The sequence below is a fragment of the Pusillibacter faecalis genome (genome assembly GCF_018408705.1).
GTDB classification, from domain to species: domain Bacteria; phylum Bacillota; class Clostridia; order Oscillospirales; family Oscillospiraceae; genus Oscillibacter; species Oscillibacter faecalis.
Genome location: NZ_AP023420.1, coordinates 279,216 through 298,702, shown reverse-complemented (window position 1 = coordinate 298,702; position 19,487 = coordinate 279,216). Strand labels below are relative to the sequence as shown.

Below are 19,487 nucleotides of genomic sequence, written 5' to 3'. Positions count from 1 at the left end.
CCATGTTTCAGGCCCCGAAACTGACAGACGCCGGAAAAAACCTGTATTACAGGAATATGGCCGGCGAGGGGATCAAATTCACAACCATTCAGCTGGGCAACGGCACAATCAGCGGCCCGATCTCCGCTATGACGGCCCTTGTCAGCGCCGTGGTGACTATTGACGCCGCGGTGAAGAACAACGCGGAGCAGTACGCCGACGTGTCCGGCCATTTCTCCAACGCAGAACTGGAGGAGGGTTTTTACTGGCGCGAGATCGGCGTGTTTGCGGCGGATCCCGATTACCCCAATGACCACAGCCACGACATTCTTTACTGCTACCAAAACGCCTATGACACGGCGGACTTTATCCCCGTGGCGTCGGTGGAAACGGTGGAAAAAAACATTACCGTGCCCATTATCGTGGGCGACGCCTCCACAGTGTCCTGCACCCTGTCCAGTTCGCAGGTGCTGGTGTCAGAGGCGGACCTGGAGGCGCACGACAAGGACGCGAACGCCCATAATGCCCTGTTTGAGAAGATCAACAAAGAACTGGAAAAGAAACAGGACACGATCACCGCCAAGGGCATTTTGAAAGGCGACCAGGACGCAAAGGGAAACCCAACCGTGACCAAGGCCACGCCGGGCGTGGACTACCAGCAGCCCACCCAAGTGCTGACGGAAAGCAACGCCATGGCCCTGACGGACACGGTTCCGTTTTTCTCCGGTGCTGACGGGCAAAACCGTAAGGTCACGCTGAAAAAGCTAAAGGAGGCCCTGGGCGTCCAGTCTGCCAGTATCAACGTGACGACCTGCGCCGGCGCGGCGGTGGTTTGCACGGACGGAGAAACCACCCTGAACGGCGTGGGTTCCACCAAGTTCTCCCTGCCGGAGAACACCGGCACCTGGGAGGTAACCGCCACCCTGAACGGCCACACGGCCAGCGCCGTGGTGGAGGTCACCGGCGCCATGCAGTACAACGTGGATCTGGTGATTACCTCCAGCGTGGCAGTCACCCACGCACCCACGAAAACCACCTACAACGTGGGGGAAACATTCGACCCCACCGGCCTGGTGGTCACCGCCACCTATGCCGACGGCACCACGGAGGACGTAACCGACGGCTGCACGTTCAGCCCCACCGTTATGGCAGCCAGCACCACGGCGGTGACGATCAAATACCAGCGGGCGGGCGTGACGGTCACGACCACCCAGGCGGTCACGGTCCTGGAAATGTCCAGCATTTCCGTGAAAACCGCACCCAACAAAACCGCGTATTACATCGGTGAGAGTTTCGACGCCACCGGAATGGTGATTGAGGCCACCATGTCCAACGGCACCAAAAAGACCGTGACAGGCTGGACGTACACCCCCAGCGGCGCCCTTTCAAAGACGGACACGGCGGTGACGATCTCCTACACGGAAAACGGCGTCACAAAGACCTGCACCCAGGCGATCACGATCCGCACCCTGTCCAGCATTTCCGTGACGACAGCACCCACGAAAACCGCCTACAAGTACGGGGAGAAGTTCAGCAGCGCCGGAATGGTGATTACCGCCAAATATTCGGACAACGCCACCCGCGTGGTGAGCGGCTGGACCTATTCGCCCACCGGCGCCCTGGGGCTGGCCAATACAACGATCACGATTACTTACGCAGAGGGCGGCGTGAGTAAGACCTGCACCCAGGCCATTACCGTGAGCAACTACCTTTCCAGTATCGCGGTGACCCACGCACCCACGAAAACCTCCTATTTCACCGGCGAAACGTTCAACAGCGCGGGAATGGTGGTCACCGCTACCATGGCGGACGGCAGTAAAAAGACCGTCACCGGCTACACCTGCAGACCCACCACCATGGCAGCCAACACCACGGCGGTCACTGTCAGCTATTCCGAGGGCGGCGTGACCAAGACGACCACCACCCCGGTGACGGTCACCAGCATTTCCAACACGCTGGCCTCCAACAGCTGGGCAACGATCCGCGCCGTGTCCGACGCCGGAAAGGGGTCCAATTACTGGAGCGTGGGCGACGCCAAGGGGATCACGATCAACGGCAAGGTGGGCGCCACGACGATCTCCAATCTGGCCATTTCCGTGTTTATCCTGGGTTTCAACCACAACGCCAGCCGCGAGGGCAGCAACCGGATCCATTTCCAGATCGGCAAGATCAACGGCACCCTGGTGGGCCTGGTAGACGGCAATTACGGCAGCTACACCAGCACCACCGGCGCCTTTACCATGAACACCAGCCAGACGAACAGCGGCGGGTGGAATAACAGCCACATGAGAAAAACCGTGCTGGGCAGCAACAGCACCAGCGCCACCAGCCCCACGGCCAACACCCTGCTGGCAGCCCTGCCGGCGGATCTCCGGGCGGTTATGAAGCCGGCCACCAAGTACAGCGACAACACCGGCGGCGGAAGTGACACCGCCAGCTATGTCACCAGCACCACGGATCTGCTGCCGCTGCTGTCGGAGTTTGAATACCACGGGATCAGAACCTACGCCAACAGCGCGGAGAAGAATTACCAGGCCCAGTATGACTATTACAAGGCCGGAAACAGCAAGGTGCATTATCAGCACAACGCCACCGGCACGGCGGCCTATGTGTGGTGCCGTTCCGTCTATTCGGGCAGCAGCAACAGTTTCTGCCTTGTCAACACCGACGGCGGCGCCAACAATACCGGCGCCTACTATTCCTGGGCGCTGGCCCCCTGCTTTTTTGTCTAATCGCCGCAGCATATCCGGCAAAATCCCGCCCACGGAAGTGGGCGGGAAACCCGGACAGAGAAAGAAAACCCGTGAGGTGAAAGAATGTCAGTTCTGAAAGAAAAGCGGACCGTGAGCAAAGCGGAGTATGTGAACACCGCAAACCAGATTTATGTGGAAACGGTGGGCTTTTTGACGCGGCTTTCCGCCCGTTATTCCCGGCTGATTGCAGAGGGCACCGCGCAGCTGGCCGGTGAGGTCATGGACCACACCGAAAAGGCCAACAAAATATACCCGTCGGACGAACAGCGCAAAGCCCAGCGCAAGGCGCATTTGCTGGAGGCGCTGGCCTCCCTCTCTGCGCTGGACGTGCGCCTGACCCACGCATATCTGGTTATGTACCAGAACCCGCAAGGGTGCTTTACGGCGCCCAGCGGAAAGACGGTCCCACCCAAGGAGGCCATGGACAAGCTGGACCGCATGGCGCAGAGCCTGGGCGAACTGATAGACCGGGAGGACACCCTGCTGCGGAATATCCTGGAGAGCGACAGGAAGCGGAAATAAGTCATTTTTATGGGTGTATCTTTGAAAACGCGCCGGGAGGCAGGGCGGCTTTCCCCTCTGACGGCGGCCAATGTGTGGTGCCGTTCCGTCAATTCGGGCAACAGCAACAATTTCTGCCTTGTCAACACCGACGGCAGCGCCAACAATAACAACGCCAACAATTCCTGGGCGCTGGCCCCCTGATTTTGCATAACTGGGTCAAATGCAGTAACGAACGTGAACCGGACCCATGTAAAAGGAAAGATACTTCCCTGGCGAAAGCCTGAAACTGCCCGCTGATGATCCCGCGCGGACGCTGCTTGCATGGCGGGGGTATTGTGCTAACCCCGTTTCATGCGCTGGATCGAAGCAGTTTAGACGCACACCAACACCACAACTGTACGGAGGGCGAATACTTTTCTATGACAAGCGAACAGCGCCGCGAGGCGCGTTACAGACGCCGCCAGACAAGGCGGCAGGCAAAGCGAAAGGCCCACAGCGACGCCCTGGGGCCGATTGAGGAAGTTTTCAGTTACCGGGCCATGTTTTTCTATGGCCGGAAATGCTGCAACGGCGTGAGGTGGAAAGCCAGCACACAGCGGTTTGAAATGCACCTGTTTTCTGGCACAGCCAAGCGCAGGCGCAAGATCCTAAATGGAACGTGGAAGCCGGGCAAAACCGCCCATTTCACCCTGAAAGAACGGGGCAAGGTTCGGCCAATAGACGCGCCGCACATTGAGGATCGGCAGGTTTATAAGGTTCTGACCAAAAAGGTGCTGGTGCCGCTGTATGTGCCCAGTATGATCTACGACAACAAAGCCAGCCAGAAAGGCGGCGGCCTGCATTTCCATTACAGACGCCTGGCCAAGCACCTGCGGGACCATTACCGCAAGCATGGCCTGGAGGGTGCCCTGTTCCTGATGGATTTTCACCACTTTTTCCCGGACGCGCCCCACGCGCTGCTGTATGAGCGGCACCGGGGCATGATCCTAAACCCGGACCTGCGGCAGTTGGCCGATCTGGTGGTGGCAGCTGTGCCGGGCGGCGTGGGTATGCCGCTGGGCGTGGAGCCAAGCCAGCAGGAAATGGTGGCGCTGCCGTCCTCCCTGGACAACCGGATCAAAGCCCAGCTTTCGATCCATGGCGCTGCCCATTACATGGACGACTATTACACCATTCTGCCGTCGAAGCAGGCGGCGGAGGTGACCGCGGCGGACGTGATCGGCCATGCGGAGGCCATGGGCCTGCAGGTCAACGCCGGAAAGTCAAAGGTGGTTCCGTTCTCCAGACCGTTCCGGTTCTGCAAAGCAAAGTTTCAGGTGACGAACACCGGCGCCGTGAAGATCCACGGCTGCCGGGACGGCATGAAGCGGGCGCGGCGGAAACTGCGGCTTTTCCAGGTGCGTGTGGCCAGCGGTGAAATGACGGTGGAGCAGGTGGCCCAATGGCTGCAAACACCGATTTCCTACTATGAGAACTTCAACGATCACGGCAGGGTGCTGAAACTGCGGCGGCTATTTTATGCGATTTTCAAAACGGAGGTGTAAACCATGTTCAAGATCACAAAAGACGGGGCAACCGTGGCCATGACCGAGGCCCCCAACTACATCAAGCAGGCGGAAAACGGCTGTTTCGTGCTGTGCCCGGAGGCGGAGGCCACGGGGATCGCGCACAACGGCACCGTTTACCACCTCCTGGGACGCCCTGACATGGCGGGGGCAGAAATAACGGTCATGCTGGAAGAAACGGACGCAGGCGCGGAGATCCAGGCGGCCAGCGTCAGCGCGACAGAAAACGCCAAACTGTCCGGGCAACTGTCAGCGGCGGCCCGAATGTATGTGCAGGCGGCCACGGACGTGCCGGACGAAACGGCGCTGGAAATGCCGGATCTGTTCAAAACCTGGGCGGAGATTTTAGAAGCAGGAAAGACCGTTCCGAAAGATACGATTATAAACGACGGCGGAACCCTTTACCGCGTCGTGCAATCGGAGGGCGTTCTGCCAATGGAACACCAGCCGCCACATGGTGAGGGTATGCTGGCGGTGTACCGCCCCATTGACAAAACCCACACAGGCACACAGGAGGATCCGATCCCGTGGGTGTATGGAATGGACTGCACAACCGACCTGTATTACTCCTATAACGGCGTCGTGTATCTGTGCAAAGCCGACATGAAACCGTGCGTATGGGCACCCGGAACCGCTGGCCTGTGGCAGTGGGAGGCGGTGACCTAAAGAATGGGAACTGCCTACATCGTAAGAAAAAGAGCGCGGTTTGTGAGTATCAACGGCCCCGTAAACCTCCGGTATGGTACGCCTGTGGACGCTGTGGACGGGTTTCTGGTACATAATGGCCGCCCATTGTGCGCGGTCACCAGCGAGAGCGCACACCGCTATTTTGCACGAAATGACGACGGAAACGGGAAAGCCCGCGGCGCCCTGATCGGCGCCATCACGGCCAAGCTGGAGCGGAAAGACGCCGGCCATCAAATGCGCTGGGATCTCCTGTGGAGCGACCCGGAGGCGCAGAAATTACGCCACCCGGATCATGCGGATTTCTGGCTGTGGGGCCATGCCTTTTTTGAGGCGGACATGGCAGACCTGGAACACGTCGCCGGGCTGATCGGTGCGAGGAGGTGACGCTGCCATGGATTATATGAAGCTGGTGGCGGACCTCTGCCAGATCATTGACCGCCAGAATGAAATCACCAAGGCCATGGCGGTGCAGCTGGGCCAGCGCGACGCCCTCCGGTATGAGGAGGAAATGGCGGCGGTTCGGCGGGACTACGATACCGCCATGGGGGAGGTGGATCCGTGCAAAAACTAATTGAAACGCTGTCCACCGTGAGCGTAGGCCAGGCGCTGGCTGGCGGCGTCACCGTGGTGGCGCTGGTGTCCGTGTTTATCGAAATTACCCCGGTGAAGATCAACCCCGTTTCCAAGTTCCTGGCCTGGCTGGGGCGGAAGATCAACAGCGAAGTGATCGCCAAGGTGGACAGGCTGGAAACCGAGGTGCAGGCCATGAGGAAAGCGGACGGAGAGCAGGAGGCCATAAACTGCCGTTACCGGATCCTACGGTTCGGGGACGAAGTAAAACACGGCACCCGGCACAGTCAGGAACATTTTGAGCAGATCCTGGCCGATATTGACGCCTACGAAATCTATTGCAAGGATCACAAGGATTTCAAGAACAACAAAACCAGAGTGACCACGGAGCGGATCCTGGACGTTTACCGCGTGTGCGTGGAAAAAGACGATTTTCTGTAATGGAGGCAACCTGTGAAAATATTCATTGTGGCCGCGGCGGCGTGGGCTGCCGGTGCCCTCCTGGGTTATTTCGTGGCCCGGCTGGCGTATAAGCACCTGCGGAAGCGTCTGCGGACGCTGCGGCAGGAACGGAAGCCGCCTAAAAAGAAAATGGGCACCATGGACAGGATCCTGGTTCTGGAAGCGGTTTTCCTGGTGGCGTACACGGTGGCCGATCTGGTGGTTTTCTGGCACACCGGATCAGAGCCTGCAACCCTGACCGGCTGCGTGTTCGGCGTGTGCGGCCTGGAAAACGGCGTCATGGGCTGGATCAAGACCAATAAGGACAAGGCGGCGGAGGCCGCCGGAACGAGCGGGAGCGGCACCCAGCTGCCCCCGGAGGAACCGCCCGCGGGCACCGGCGAACCACCGGACGCGGGCCTGTGAGGAGGTATAAACATTATGACCGGAAACGAACTGCGCCGAAAGGTGGCGGACATTATCAATGCATGGGACGGAGCAACCAGAGGCAGCGCCAAGCACCTGGAGATCCTGAACATCTACAACAACCACAAGCCCCTGGCCAGAGGCTACCGCGTACAGGTGGGTGACGCCCATTGTGCCACCACGACCTCCGCGGCGTACATCAAGGCCGGGATCGCGGAGTACACCGGGACGGAGTGCGGCGTGGGAAAGTACGTCGAGATCGCCAAGAAAAAAGGGATCTGGACGGAGAACGACGCATACACCCCAAAGGTGGGCGACGCCTGCGTGTACGACTGGCAGGACGGGGCCAACTACGCCGCCACCGACAACACCGGCGCCACGGATCACATCGGCATTGTCACCAAGGTGGGCGGCGGCACCTTTGTGGTCACAGAGGGAAACATGAACGGCGGCAAGGTGGGCAAGCGCACCATGAAAGTGAACGGGCGGTATATCCGCGGTTTCATCACCCCGGACTTTGACATGATCGCCCGGAAACTGGGCGGCACGTCCGGCGGGACGGCGGACAAGCCAACGAAACCGACGACCCAGGCGGCGGGTACATACACCGTGAAGAGCGGCGACACCCTGTCCCGTATCGCCGCAAAGTACGGCACCACCGTGGCCAAACTGGTGGAGATCAACGGCATTAAAAACCCGAACCTGATCCGTGTGGGCCAGGTCCTCCGCCTGCCCGGCGGAGCCGTCAAGTACACCGTTGTGGCCGGGGACACCCTTTCCCGTATCGCCGCGAAGTACGGCACCACTGTGGCCAAGCTGGCAGCAGACAACGGGATCAAAAATCCGAACCTGATCCATGTGGGCCAGGTTATCACCATCAACAAATAATTTTGCCGGAGGTGCTGGAATGGTTATTATCAAGGCGCTGGCCTGGGTGCTTTCCCTGGCCGCTGTGGGCACCTGGCTGGTGGCCCTGGTACGCTGGGACGGTTCGATCCCCTGTGATCGGAGCCAATGCGAAAGCTGCCCATTTCCGCGGTGCCACGAAAATGGCCAGGACAGCACTGGGCAGGAATGAGAGGTAAAAATGGAACAGACTATTATCCGCCTGGCCATTGGCCTGGTTCTTCTGGTGGCTGTCAACGTCGTGCTGGGCAGCCTGAACGCCCTTTTTGACGGGACTTTCGACCGTATCAAATGCCGGAACGGCGTCATTAAGGGGATCATTATTGCCGCCTGTTTCGTCGCTTTCTATGTAGCGGGACGCCTGAACCCCGATATTGTGGCAATCGACATTGACGGCGAAACGGTCAACGTGGCAACAGCCGCCAACCTGGCCATGGTGACGGCCTATGTGCTGTATGCGAAAGACGTTTTTTCCAAGCTGTCCAAGCTGGTTTTGAGCAAAACGAGCGGGACGCCGGAGCAGACCGGCGGAACCACGCCGCCCGCATTGGAGGAACCGGCGGACGCGGCGGAGGCCACCGCAGCAGAATAAAAAAGGAACCCCGGCGCCGCCCTGGCGTCGGGGTTCTTCTGCGGGTCACCTGCTGGCAGGCATGGCCCGCATGACTGTTTTTCTGCTGTATTCATCGGTGAGGACTAACACCACACCGCGCCGCCCATCGGCCAGCGGGACCGTGACCACCTCCAGCGTAACAGCCGGGGCCGCTTTTTCCATTTTCCCCATTCTCATTTCCTCCCATTGAAAAGTTTACGAAGCAGCCGGATCCCGTAGCGAACCGGAATATAAACCGCCACGAATATGGCCACAAAAAGCAGGTATTTCATGCGCTGCCCTCCTATTGACATTTTAGTGGGTTTCGTTTATATTGAGGGTGCGGGGGTTACCCCCCGCCCCTCTGTCTGTTACCAGTTCAGCAATTTGAGGATTGCCGCTGTAATCAGACCGGAGATTGTGCCCGCCAGGATTGTGTCCGCCAAGACCTGCAACCTGTTGGGCTGCGCCGTCGGCTTATGCCGTCGGCGTTTTTTCTTGCTCATTTTAACCACCCCTTTCCTCTTGAACTGTCTATATTATAATCTAACGTGAGATAAAAAGCAATCCGCAATATGCACAAATCTAACGTGAGATATTTATATAATCTAACAGTAGATAAAAACGGGCGGCGGTGGTATTATAATGGCGAGGTGATAAGCATGGGCAGACCGAAGAAAGAGGGCGGCATGAGCGCCACCGACTACAAGCGAGATTTCAATGAAAAGAACTATGATCGACTTTCCCCGTATGTAAAGAGAGGAAAAAAAGACAGATACAAGGAAGCTGCGAAAGCTGCCGGGTACAGCCTTAACGAGTTCATGGAAAAAGCCATGGACAAACTGGCAGCGGAGATCCTGGGAGAATAAAAAGCATAAGCCCCCGACGCACACAGCGCCGGGGGCGTTTCGGCGTTTGCCCTCCAGAGTGTTCAATATTTTTCGGTGCTGATTATTAACACGGGTTCGTGGAAACCTATGTGTTAATATCAAGAAAACTGCTGAACATTACCACGCGCCTGGAGGGCTGCCCATGAAAGCGTATGATTTCCACGGGAAAAGAAATATATGCGGTGACCGGATCCGGGAGGCCCGCCTGCGGGCGCGGCTGTCACAGTCTGATCTCTGCCGGCGTCTGCAACTGGCTGGTGTCATTGTGGAGCGGGACGTGATAAGCAGGATCGAAAACGGCGGCAGGTTTGTGGCTGACTTTGAGGTGGTGGTGATCGCGGACGTTCTGGAGGTTTCCGTGGACTGGCTGCTGGGCAAAGAATAGGACGGCGTGGAGTGCTGTATGCACCGCGCCGTCCATATTTTTTTGAAAGTGAGGGCACGGGCATGAAAGGATATAAGCACCTGACGGAGTTTGACCGGAACAAGATCGCCAGAATGAGAAAAGAGGGCGCCACCATGCGCGAGATCGGCGCGGCCCTGCACGTCAGCGCCGCCACCGTCTGCCGCGAGATCAAACGCGGGACATACACCTACATGAACGCGGATTATATCGAAGTGACCGAGTACATACCGGAGCGGTCACAAGCCCGCTACCGGGCCAACATGGCGGCCAAGGGCGGCCCCCTGAAAATTGGAAGTGATCGCCGGTACGCCGAAACCCTGGAGGCGCTGATTGCTGACGACAATTACAGCCCGGAGGCAGCCCTGCATGAGATTGAGAACCACCCGGAAAAGTACGGCAGCTTTGAAACGCGGATCTGCCGCCAAACCCTTTATGCCTATATTGACAAGGGAGTTTTTCTCCGCCTGACCAATAAGGCGCTGCCGTTCAAGGGTTCCCGGCGGAAGAAGAAAACCAAGCACGTCCAGCGGGCGAAACAGCAGCCCAAGGGTGAGAGCATAGAAAAGCGCCCGCCGGAGATCGACGGGCGCCAGGAGTTCGGCCACTGGGAAATGGATCTGGTGGTTTCCTGCAGGGGCGGGCATAAGTGCCTCCTGGTGCTGACCGAGCGCGTCACCCGCATGGAGGTGATCCGCCTGATCCGCGATAAATCCGCGGCCAGCGTCGTCCGTGCGCTGGACACCATGGAACGGAAATGGGGCACCCGCTTCCCGCAGGTATTCCAATCTATTACCATGGACAACGGAAGCGAGTTTGCGGACTATATCGGGATCGAACGGTCCGTATATAAACGCTGTGAGAGCAAGCGCACCCGGACATATTACTGTCACCCATACTGCAGTAGTGAGCGAGGAAGCAACGAAAAACAAAACCAGATGATCCGGCGGAAGTTCCCCAAGGGAACAAACTTTGATAAGGTCACCAAAAAAGACGTGGAGGCGGTGGAAAGCTGGCTGAACAGATACCCCCGCCAACTGCTGGGCTGGGCCTCTGCCGGGCAGCTGTTTGAGGGCTATTTGCAGACCGTCTAAAAATATTTTTTCGTTTTGTTACACTTTCCTATTGACATTTGCTTCAGATCTCAGAGAAGGGCGGGGAGAGCGGCTCTTGTAAAGAGCTGCGTCACATGGTAATATGATAAAAAAACATTGGGGGGATCGCATGAAGCCTCCTGATACCATCAGTTCCTTCTGCGCGTTTTTATTTGGACTGATGGGGGCGCTGTTTGTACTGTTGAGCATGCTGTTTGTTGTAACCGGCGTGCCCGTAAATGGCGGCCCCACCTGGTTTTTGCTCCCGATCGGTATCATTTTTTTGCTGACAGGCCTGGGATTTGTTCTGAAATTTCAACAACAGAAGAGACGGATAAAACGCCTGAAGGCAGAAGGCGTGCTGACCACCGGAGAGGTGCAGTCTATTCGGCATCTCGTTTGGATCAACTGGAATACGAGTACGTTTGTAAAGCGACCCGGACAGTGCTCCCCCTGGGTGGTGCAGTGCTCTTACGAATATCAGGGACAAACCTATATTGTCAGGAGCGGCCTGTTCTGGGCAAAACCGTCTTTCAGGCATCAACAGCCGGCAATCTATTTTGACCCACATCATCCAACGCGCGCTTACGTGGACATGGTCGCCATCCAGCGGGAAGCATGAACGGCACCCAATGGATTTGGAATTTTTTAGAGGCAAGGTACTCAAATTCCTACCGTTCAGCAAAGCGGATGCCGGATCAGCGGATAGGAAATCCTTTGCTTCAGATAGGAGCTTCCGCTTCCATCATATGAGGCGCCCAGCTTGCCAAGGAATCAAAACTTCTCTTCCATGGACAGGGATACCGTTACGAAAGACATCCAAAAAGGAGGGCGCCGTTCCTTAGCGGCGCCCTCCTTTTTACCCCAGAGGACAGTGAGGACGGTTTTCCATCCACATCTCATATCGCTGGGACAACTGGGGCCAGTCCACCAGACGCCACCAGGCATCAAAATAGTCGCCCCGCCGGTTCTGATACTGCAGGTAATAGGCGTGCTCCCAAACGTCGCAGGTCAGCAGGGGGCAGAGTGGAAGGGGAGTATCCTGGTTGGGAGTCTTTTGAATGGAGAGTGTCCCGTCCGGGTAGCCCACCAGCCAGGCCCATCCAGAGCCAAACTGTCCCAGGGCTGCGGTTTTCATGGCCGAGCGCAGCTTGTCGAGATCACCGAAATCCCGTTCTACAGCCTGAGCCAACGCCCCAGAGGGAGAGGAGGCCGGCAGCGGTGCCAGCGTCTTGAAATAGAGGTCGTGGTTATACACGCCGCCCGCGTTGTTACGGACACCCTGACGAATCTCCTCCGGCATCTCCGGCCAGCCCTGGATCAACTGTTCCAAAGACCAGCTGTGATAGGCAGGGTGGCTTTCCAGCAGCTTATTGAGGTTCTCCACGTATGTGGCAAAGTGCTTATCGTGGTGGAAGTGCAGCGTCCGCTCATCCAGCTCTGGCACCAGGGCGTCATAGGGATAGGGAAGCGGTGGGAGAGAAAAGGGATAGTGCATGATCATCATCCTTTCAGCAGCATTCAGATAGGAACAGTGTATGTGGATTTGGCCGCTCCTATACAAGACCCCGGACGCCAAGAGAGGCGTCCGGGGCTGATGTGAGAGGTTATGGCTTGAGGGCTTCCACCCACCGTCCATATTTTTCCAGGTTCGCGTTGGCGTCGGCTGCATCTTTGCCCTGGGCTAGGATATAAACCTTGATCTTAGGCTCTGTGCCGGAGGGACGGACGATGACGGAGGTACCGTCTGCCAGCTCATAGCGCAGCACGTTGGAGCCGGAGAGCTCCATGGCGGACACCGCGCCGGAGACGCAGTCCACGCACTTGCCGTCCCAATAGTCCTTCCGAACTGTGACAGCCACGCCGGAGAGCTCCGCCGGAGGATGCTCCCGCAGGGACTTCATCAGCTTGGCCATGTCCCGCAGGCCGTCCAGCCCGGGCATGACCAGGTTATAGGTGTGCTCGGCGTAGTAGCCGTACTTCTCATAGAGCGATTCCATCGCATCCGCCAGGGTCAATCCCTGAGAAGCGTACCAGGCGGCCATCTCCGTCAGCAGCAGCGAGGCAGTGACGGCGTCCTTATCCCGGACATAGTCGCCCAGCATATAGCCGTAGGATTCCTCATAGGCGAAAATGACCTTGCCCACTCCGGCAGCTTCCAGCTGGTCCTTCTTCTGGGCCAGAAATTTAAAGCCGGTGAAGGTATCATAGCACTGAAGGCCGTTGATCTCTGCCACCTTCCGGGCCATCTCCGTGGTGACAATCGTTTTGAGGGCCACGGGTTTTTCCGGCATCCTGCCGGAGCGCCGTCTGGCACCAATCAGATAGTCCAGCAGCAGCACACCGGTCTGGTTGCCGGAGATCACCTGGAACTCCCCGCTCTTGGTGCGGACCATGATGCCCACCCGGTCGGCATCGGGGTCGGAACCCACGATGAAGTCAGCCCCCTCCCGCTTGGCAAGGTCCACTGCCAGGGCAAAGCCCTCCGGATTTTCTGGGTTGGGAGAGACCACGGTGGGAAAGTTTCCGTCAATGACCATCTGCTCCGGCACGCAGAGGAGCTGACGGATGCCGAGACGCCGCAGGGCCTCGGGGATCAGCTGATAGCCGGTGCCGTGGAAGGGGGTGTAGACCACCTTGAACGTATCCGCCACCTTGGCGACTGTCTCCGGATCGTTAGCCTGCCCCATCACCTGGGTAAGGAATTTCTCGTCTGTCTCCGCGCCCAGCGTTTCAATAAAACCGGCCTTTACCGCCTCGTCGTAGGGCATGGTGCGAATATCCGTGAAGACGTCAATCTCACTCAGCCGCTTGGCCACGGCATCGGCGTGCTGAGGCGGGAGCTGAGCGCCGTCCTCCCAATAGACCTTATAGCCGTTGTATTCCTTGGGGTTGTGACTGGCGGTGATGTTGATGCCCGCCTGACAGCCATACTCCCGCACGGCGAAGCTCAGCTCCGGAGTGGGGCGCAGAGCTTCAAAGATGCGCACATGGATGCCGTTGGCGGCGCAGACCTCGGCGGCCGCCCGGGCAAAGTCCATGGAATGATTCCGGCAGTCCATGCAAATGGCGACGCCCCGGCGCTTACCAGCCTCGCCCTCCGCACAGATGATGTCGGCAAATCCCTGGGTGGCCCAGCGGATCACATGTACATTCATGTTGTGCAGGCCAACCGCCATGGTGCCCCGTAACCCCGCGGTACCAAACTCCAGAGGACCGTAGAACCGGGCCTCCATCTCCTTGGGGTTCTGCCGGATCGACTCCAGTTCGGCGCGCTCCTCTGGACTCAAAACGGGGCTGTGCAGCCATTTTTCGTACTCCTGCTTAAAATCCATATATGGCTCCTCCTATTCCGCATCGCCGCCCTGGGCGGCCAGCAACATTTGCGCCTCCTCCAGGCGGGAGGCAGGAACATAAATTTCCACGCCCAGGCCCGCAAAGCCCAAGAGAACCTTGCCCTGGGTGCCGACCTTGAACGCGGGGATACCGAAGCTCTCCAGCATAGAGATGGTGATATCCGCCATGCTGTCTAGCTCGGACTGCAGCGCCAGACGTTCTGCTTGCTCCATCTGGCCCTCCGCGTCCTTGGGCCAGCGCTCCATCCATGTATGATCGGCAAGCGACCAAAAATCCTTTGCTTCCATTTCGCGCCTCCTTATGGAATGCTATTTATGATATTTTCCGCCGGTGTTGATCTGGTACGCCCGGTAGAGCTGCTCCAACAGCATCACCCGGGCCAGATGGTGGGGAAAGGTCATGGGGGACATGGACAGCTGTGCCCAGGCCCTGGCTTTCACGGAGGCATGGAGCCCAAAAGAGCCGCCGATGACAAAGACCAGCTGCTTTTCACCCCGGTTGGACCAAGTGGATATCAACTGGGCCAGTTCCTCACTGGACCGCAGCCGCCCCTCAATGCAAAGGACGATCAGGCTGGCAGCGGGGGGGAGCCGTGCAAAGATCTCCTCGGCCTCCCGCGCCAAGGCTGCGGTGATCTGCGCCTGGGAGGGGTGTTCAGGCAGCCGTTCTTCTGAGAGTTCTACCACTTCCAGCTTACAGTAGCGGGAGAGGCGCTTGGCATACTCAGATACAGCCTCCCTATAAAATTTTTCTTTCAGCTTTCCAACACATAGCAGCGTTATCTTCTGCATAAGCCTCTCCTGGCCACGACGTGAGCCTCACTCAGAGCTTCCCGGGGAGCAATTGTGACCCGTGGCCCAGTGGACGAACCCTCCGTGCACGGAGGCAGCCCTGCTGCGCAGAGCGCGCTTTCCACGGCATGCAATGCCATGGCAGGGGTGTTATTTTCCCGGCTCAGATGGGCCAGCACCACCTCCGAGGTGCCGCTTCGTACGAGGGCTGCGGCAAACCGGGCGGCATCCTCGTTGCAAAGGTGACCCTCCGCGCCCAGAATACGCTGCTTTAAATAGTAGGGATACGGCCCGCTCCGCAGGGACTCTACATCGTGATTGGCCTCCAATACCGCCAAATTTACCCCGGCAAGGAGATCAGACGCCTCCCCGGTGACATAGCCGGTATCTGTTAAAACCCCCACGCTGCCGTCTGCGGTGTCGAAGCGGAATCCACAGGACCCCGGCGCGTCATGGGAAGTGGGGAACGCGGTTACAGTAAAGGACGCCTCTCCACAGGGGCGGCAGTATGTCAGCGGCAGAAAGCGGTCCGCCAAGCCAGCAATCCGGTACTCCAGCTCCCGGCAGACGCGCTCCGTGGTACGGATGGGGCAGGTGGTGCGCTTGAACAGGGTGGAGAGACCGGAGATGTGATCCGTGTGCGTATGGGTGATGAAAATGGCGTCCAAATCCGCGGGAGCCAACCCCAGAGCCTGTAGGCCCAGAGTGATCCGGCGGCAGGAGATGCCCGCATCCACCAAAAGGTGCGTTTCCCCGCAGGAGATGACCAGCGCATTCCCGGAGGAGCCGCTGGCAAGAGTATGTAATGTGGTCAAGCTGAGATACCTCGCAATTCCAGACAGAGGGATTTCAAACGCCCGCGGCGAGGGCGACGAAAGTCGTCAGCCTCCATCGCGGGCGTTGATTGTGTCGATTTCAGGGGATGAACTGTCAGCCGACATTGGCCTCCAGATTGATGTCGGGTTCTTCCACGGACTGGATGTCCGCACCCAGTGCCTGCAGCTTGGAGACAATGTCCTCATAGCCCCGCTCGATGTAGTGAACCTGGGTGATCTCACTGCGCCCCTTGGCGGCCAAGGCGGCAATCACCAGAGCGGCACCGGCGCGCAGGTCACTGGCCTGGATAGGAGCGCCAGTGAGATATTCCACACCCTCCACCACGGCGGTCTTATCGTCCACCTGGATTTTAGCGCCCATGCGCTTGAGCTCGTCCACATAGCGGTAACGGCTGCTCCATACGCTCTCCGTCACAAGAGAAGTGCCCTCCGCCAGGGTGAGCACCGCAGTGATCTGCGGCTGCATATCTGTGGGAAATCCGGGGTAAGGCAAAGTCTTGACATTCGTGCGCTGCAACTTTCCGGAGCGGCGGACCAGCAGCGTGTCCTCGTTTTCCTCGACCTCCACGCCCATTTCCACCAGCTTGGCAGTAATACAGTCCATATGCTTGGGAATAATATTCTTCACCAGCACCTGGCCGCCGGTGGCCGCTACAGCCGCCATATAGGTTCCCGCCTCAATCTGGTCGGGGATGATCGCATAGCTGCCGCCAGTAAGCCGCTCCACACCGTGAATTTTAATGGTATCGGTACCTGCGCCCCGGATGTTGGCGCCCATAGAGTTGAGGAAGTTGGCTAAATCCACGATGTGGGGTTCTTTGGCCGCGCTTTCAATGACAGTAATACCCTCTGCCATCACGGCGGCCATCATAATGTTCATGGTGGCACCAACGGAAACGACATCCAGATATACGTTGGCACCCTTGAGGCGGCCGGTCTCGGTGGCGGCGCGGATAAAGCCGCCCTCTACCGTTACCTTGGCTCCCAAGGTGGTAAAGCCTTTCACATGCTGATCGATGGGACGAACGCCGCCGAAGTTGCACCCGCCGGGCATGGCGACCTCTGCCTGACCAAAGCGGCCCAACAGTGCGCCAATGAGATAATAGGAAGCTCGGATGCGGCGGGCCAGGTCATAGTTGGTGCGGGTGGAGTGGATGTGCCGGCAGTCAATCTCCACAGTATGCCGGTTCATGCTGCGAATATTGGCACCCAGATTTTCCAGGATTTTGAGACAAAGGGTGACATCAGAGATTTGAGGAATATTTTCGATTCGGCAGACACCGTCTACCAAAAGCGCGGCGGGAATAATGGCGACAGCGGCGTTTTTGGCACCGCTGATCTCTACTTCCCCAAACAGGGGAGTTCCGCCTTGTACAATATATTTTGTCAAGTCTTGACCCTCTTTTCAAGCAGCTTGCGGCGGCAGACTGCAGTTTGATAAAAACAGTTTACCCACCGGGCGGCGCTTCATACCTGCACAATCCGCAATTTATGCGGAGGACTGTAGGACGGCGCTCACACACCACCAGCATAGCATATTTCATGGGGGATTGCAAATGTTTCCTGGAAATGAGGAAAAAAAGATTCCATGAGCAGCACTAATCAGAAGTTACCGTACCGGTTATGCAGTTTACATAATAGTCTGACGTGTCGGTGGCAATTCTCCATACCGGAGTCAGGGACAGAGCAGAGGCCGTGGACCCCTGGAGCTCGTAACAGGGCGTAAGACCAGTAACGGCGGTGGCCACCATGTAGCTCTCACGGCGAGCCTGCTGGAAGGTAGTGAGCGCGGCCGGAGCGGAGAGAAGCTCCCGGTCCTCCGTGATAACAGAGGCATCCTCTGGCAACAGGGTTCCGCTGACGGTTAAAAGCTTCCCTTGGTCAAAGGTGAAAGTAATTGTGCAGTTATAAACGGGGAGCTTGCCATGGAGGCAGACGGCAGTGGCGCTGCCGCTTCCACTCTCATCCAGGATAAAAACCGGCTCGCTGTAGGAAAAGTCTTTACAGAACCTCCGGCAGAGTTCTTCGCCGTCTGCGTCAGACAAGGTGCCCACAATATCAAAGCCGCCGTTGGAGCGGAAACGAGCTGCGCCCAGCTTGCTGGAATAGGTATAGGTGTCACCGCTCTGATCTCCCTGAGCCATGTCGCTGCCCAGAAAAAAGGCTGCCGCAGCCTGTTCCCGATCCAAGTCCCTGGACAAGGAGAGCGAAGAGGGCGGCGCGTCCTGCGAGATAATGTCGGGGTCCAGCTCCATACCGTCAGAGGCAAAGAGGGCCACAAGCTGCTCTTCCATCTGATCCTGCGCTTTTGCGGCGGACCAATAGCGCATGGATAAAGACCCCAGCAAAAAGCCATTTACCAGAACCAAAATGATGATAATGATATTTTTCAGCAAATAACGATCCACAAGCCTCAATCCTCGTTCGTTACTCTGCCAGCCAACCGGCGCTGATGGTCCCAGCCCCGCCGTCGGCATAGCCAATAGAGAGTTCGGCACCCTCTTGTTGGGCGGCAATAGCCAAAGCCTGCCGCAGGGGGAGGAGTAAGGAGGCGGTTCCCTCCACGGTGTATTGCCGGACCCGGAAGGTCATATCAGAGATGACGCCGCCGGCCACAGTGATCTCAGCGGCACTTTGCCCATCACGAAACCGGATCGGGACGCCGCCTGCCTGATAGCCAAAGCGCAGGAGTATGCCATCCTCTGTTTGCTCCACACCCTCCACATATAGCTCGGCATCACCGGCAGCGGAGGCCAGCAGAGAGTGCAGCAGGGAATTGGCGGCCTCCACAATCTCCAGCAAGGAGGCCTCCTCACTGGTAGTAATGACTAGGGCGGGACTGCCTCCGCTTTGATAGGAGAGCGTGCCGTCAGTATGCAGGCGCAGGGTGCGCTCACCCTCCCTGACAACCTCGGCACCGCTGGAATCGGTATATCGGTACTGGGTGTTGGGATTAAAGCCCAAGGATAGCAGCAGACGGTCTGAGTCTGAGAGCGGGATGGAGATGGATAGCTCCGGTAAAACTGGCTCGGGGTCTAAAAAAAGGGAGTAGGGGCTGACGGACTGAACATAAGGATCGGAACTCTCAAATGCGAAAAATGCATTGCCCAATTCATACTGATTGACTGTCTGCTCCAAAATCTCCAGGGACAGGGCCGTGTCGCAGCGATAGTAGCCGGTCGCGTCATCCCACAGATAAAGTGACACACCGTCTCCCTCGCCGGCCAAGATCAAACGGCGGGCGGAAACAGACTCTTCCGCATCGGCCCGCACCAGCTCGGCCAAGACCGGCAGCGGCAGTGGTACAAGAAAGTCATAATAGATCGAGGTGCTCTTCAGAGCATTGAAAAAGGACTGGCCATTGCTGGCACGATAATCCTGGGCGGAGAGCAGCGCCTGCTCCAGAAGGCCCCGCAAGGGCTCAAAGCTGTCGCTGTCTGTGGTGAGTGCCATACTTCCATACCGGCCAAAGGCGCTGGTGGCGACCACCCGCACCGGCGCAGTCAGGGCAGCTTCCGTCTGGTTTGGAGCAGCGATATCCACAGACAGATCACTTCCGGAGAGGAAGGAACCAGTATGGACACCGAGACCGTAGATCTGCGTCTGCGCAAACAGCAGCACCGCAGAGACGAACAGCAGTGCAATGGTAATATTCTGGATGAAGTCACGGTGTTTTCGGGTATGCTCGCTCAT

At 58.0% G+C, this 19,487-nt stretch carries 26 protein-coding genes; 16 read left to right on the top strand and 10 right to left on the bottom strand.

The window, feature by feature from the left end; all coding sequences use genetic code 11:
* The first annotated feature begins 2 nt into the window (after positions 1 to 2).
* From KJS55_RS01425 to KJS55_RS01370, 12 genes are all read left to right on the top strand, one after another.
* The gene (locus KJS55_RS01425; protein ID WP_213542529.1) at positions 3 to 2,711 is read left to right on the top strand and encodes a bacterial Ig-like domain-containing protein; all 2,709 of its coding nucleotides are present in this window, start codon (positions 3 to 5) and stop codon (positions 2,709 to 2,711) included.
* An 84-nt stretch (positions 2,712 to 2,795) separates the two neighbouring features.
* Positions 2,796 to 3,254 (top strand): hypothetical protein, encoded by a 459-nt coding sequence (locus KJS55_RS01420; RefSeq protein ID WP_187015705.1) that lies wholly within the window; start codon positions 2,796 to 2,798, stop codon positions 3,252 to 3,254.
* A 9-nt stretch (positions 3,255 to 3,263) separates the two neighbouring features.
* Positions 3,264 to 3,437, top strand: a complete 174-nt coding sequence (locus tag KJS55_RS01415; protein WP_213542528.1) for a hypothetical protein — start codon at positions 3,264 to 3,266, stop codon at positions 3,435 to 3,437.
* A gap of 218 nt (positions 3,438 to 3,655) precedes the next feature.
* Positions 3,656 to 4,780 carry a reverse transcriptase domain-containing protein gene (locus tag KJS55_RS01410; protein WP_213542527.1) on the top strand — a complete coding sequence of 375 codons (1,125 nt, stop codon included), beginning with the start codon at positions 3,656 to 3,658 and terminating at the stop codon, positions 4,778 to 4,780.
* A 3-nt stretch (positions 4,781 to 4,783) separates the two neighbouring features.
* The gene (locus tag KJS55_RS01405) at positions 4,784 to 5,467 is read left to right on the top strand and encodes a hypothetical protein (protein ID WP_213542526.1); all 684 of its coding nucleotides are present in this window, start codon (positions 4,784 to 4,786) and stop codon (positions 5,465 to 5,467) included.
* Positions 5,468 to 5,470: 3 nt separating this feature from the next.
* Positions 5,471 to 5,872, top strand: coding sequence for an isoaspartyl peptidase (locus tag KJS55_RS01400; protein WP_213542525.1), 402 nt, complete (start codon positions 5,471 to 5,473; stop codon positions 5,870 to 5,872).
* A gap of 7 nt (positions 5,873 to 5,879) precedes the next feature.
* Positions 5,880 to 6,059: a hypothetical protein gene (locus KJS55_RS01395; protein WP_213542524.1), complete on the top strand. Its 180-nt coding sequence runs from the start codon at positions 5,880 to 5,882 to the stop codon at positions 6,057 to 6,059.
* The gene (locus KJS55_RS01390) at positions 6,047 to 6,499 is read left to right on the top strand and encodes a hypothetical protein (RefSeq protein WP_213542523.1); all 453 of its coding nucleotides are present in this window, start codon (positions 6,047 to 6,049) and stop codon (positions 6,497 to 6,499) included. The genes KJS55_RS01395 and KJS55_RS01390 overlap by 13 nt, the downstream gene beginning before the upstream one ends.
* Before the next feature lie 12 nt (positions 6,500 to 6,511).
* Complete coding sequence (locus KJS55_RS01385) at positions 6,512 to 6,925, top strand: hypothetical protein (RefSeq protein WP_213542522.1); 414 nt, start codon at positions 6,512 to 6,514, stop codon at positions 6,923 to 6,925.
* 15 nt (positions 6,926 to 6,940) lie between these two features.
* A complete protein-coding gene (locus tag KJS55_RS01380) occupies positions 6,941 to 7,813 on the top strand; it encodes a LysM peptidoglycan-binding domain-containing protein (RefSeq protein ID WP_213542521.1) in 873 nt (290 codons plus the stop codon).
* Between the two features lie 19 nt (positions 7,814 to 7,832).
* A complete protein-coding gene (locus tag KJS55_RS01375; protein ID WP_213542520.1) occupies positions 7,833 to 8,003 on the top strand; it encodes a hypothetical protein in 171 nt (56 codons plus the stop codon).
* Positions 8,004 to 8,012: 9 nt separating this feature from the next.
* A complete protein-coding gene (locus tag KJS55_RS01370; protein WP_187015695.1) occupies positions 8,013 to 8,423 on the top strand; it encodes a hypothetical protein in 411 nt (136 codons plus the stop codon).
* Between the two features lie 45 nt (positions 8,424 to 8,468).
* On the opposite strand, the gene KJS55_RS01365 is transcribed toward KJS55_RS01370, so the two are convergent.
* Positions 8,469 to 8,615 carry a hypothetical protein gene (locus tag KJS55_RS01365; RefSeq protein WP_213542519.1) on the bottom strand — a complete coding sequence of 49 codons (147 nt, stop codon included), beginning with the start codon at positions 8,613 to 8,615 and terminating at the stop codon, positions 8,469 to 8,471.
* A gap of 179 nt (positions 8,616 to 8,794) precedes the next feature.
* Positions 8,795 to 8,929 carry a hypothetical protein gene (locus KJS55_RS17465; protein ID WP_283093694.1) on the bottom strand — a complete coding sequence of 45 codons (135 nt, stop codon included), beginning with the start codon at positions 8,927 to 8,929 and terminating at the stop codon, positions 8,795 to 8,797.
* A 156-nt stretch (positions 8,930 to 9,085) separates the two neighbouring features.
* Between KJS55_RS17465 and KJS55_RS01360 the strand changes: the two genes are divergently transcribed.
* From KJS55_RS01360 to KJS55_RS01345, 4 genes are all read left to right on the top strand, one after another.
* Positions 9,086 to 9,292: an antitoxin gene (locus KJS55_RS01360; protein WP_213542518.1), complete on the top strand. Its 207-nt coding sequence runs from the start codon at positions 9,086 to 9,088 to the stop codon at positions 9,290 to 9,292.
* Positions 9,293 to 9,455: 163 nt separating this feature from the next.
* Positions 9,456 to 9,698: a helix-turn-helix domain-containing protein gene (locus tag KJS55_RS01355; RefSeq protein ID WP_187015692.1), complete on the top strand. Its 243-nt coding sequence runs from the start codon at positions 9,456 to 9,458 to the stop codon at positions 9,696 to 9,698.
* Positions 9,699 to 9,760: 62 nt separating this feature from the next.
* Entirely contained in the window at positions 9,761 to 10,810 is a 1,050-nt protein-coding gene (locus KJS55_RS01350; RefSeq protein ID WP_213542517.1) for an IS30 family transposase, read from the top strand.
* 130 nt (positions 10,811 to 10,940) lie between these two features.
* A complete protein-coding gene (locus KJS55_RS01345; protein ID WP_213542516.1) occupies positions 10,941 to 11,432 on the top strand; it encodes a DUF3592 domain-containing protein in 492 nt (163 codons plus the stop codon).
* A 237-nt stretch (positions 11,433 to 11,669) separates the two neighbouring features.
* Here KJS55_RS01345 and KJS55_RS01340 read toward each other — a convergent pair whose 3' ends face one another.
* The 8 genes from KJS55_RS01340 to KJS55_RS01305 form a co-directional block, all read right to left on the bottom strand.
* Complete coding sequence (locus tag KJS55_RS01340) at positions 11,670 to 12,308, bottom strand: superoxide dismutase (protein WP_228300429.1); 639 nt, start codon at positions 12,306 to 12,308, stop codon at positions 11,670 to 11,672.
* A 109-nt stretch (positions 12,309 to 12,417) separates the two neighbouring features.
* Positions 12,418 to 14,145 (bottom strand): phospho-sugar mutase, encoded by a 1,728-nt coding sequence (locus KJS55_RS01335; protein WP_213542515.1) that lies wholly within the window; start codon positions 14,143 to 14,145, stop codon positions 12,418 to 12,420.
* A gap of 12 nt (positions 14,146 to 14,157) precedes the next feature.
* On the bottom strand, positions 14,158 to 14,454 hold the full coding sequence (locus tag KJS55_RS01330; RefSeq protein ID WP_187031224.1) for a DUF2007 domain-containing protein: 297 nt from the start codon (positions 14,452 to 14,454) through the stop codon (positions 14,158 to 14,160).
* A gap of 21 nt (positions 14,455 to 14,475) precedes the next feature.
* Positions 14,476 to 14,958: a 23S rRNA (pseudouridine(1915)-N(3))-methyltransferase RlmH gene (gene rlmH / locus KJS55_RS01325; protein WP_213542514.1), complete on the bottom strand. Its 483-nt coding sequence runs from the start codon at positions 14,956 to 14,958 to the stop codon at positions 14,476 to 14,478.
* The gene (locus tag KJS55_RS01320; RefSeq protein ID WP_213542513.1) at positions 14,946 to 15,773 is read right to left on the bottom strand and encodes an MBL fold metallo-hydrolase; all 828 of its coding nucleotides are present in this window, start codon (positions 15,771 to 15,773) and stop codon (positions 14,946 to 14,948) included. Before KJS55_RS01320 ends, rlmH begins: the two co-directional genes overlap by 13 nt.
* Positions 15,774 to 15,888: 115 nt before the next feature.
* On the bottom strand, positions 15,889 to 17,184 hold the full coding sequence (gene murA / locus KJS55_RS01315) for a UDP-N-acetylglucosamine 1-carboxyvinyltransferase (protein ID WP_187031230.1): 1,296 nt from the start codon (positions 17,182 to 17,184) through the stop codon (positions 15,889 to 15,891).
* Between the two features lie 208 nt (positions 17,185 to 17,392).
* Positions 17,393 to 18,202 carry a two-component system regulatory protein YycI gene (locus KJS55_RS01310; RefSeq protein WP_187031232.1) on the bottom strand — a complete coding sequence of 270 codons (810 nt, stop codon included), beginning with the start codon at positions 18,200 to 18,202 and terminating at the stop codon, positions 17,393 to 17,395.
* Positions 18,203 to 18,221: 19 nt separating this feature from the next.
* Positions 18,222 to 19,487, bottom strand: coding sequence for a hypothetical protein (locus tag KJS55_RS01305; RefSeq protein WP_213542512.1), 1,266 nt, complete (start codon positions 19,485 to 19,487; stop codon positions 18,222 to 18,224).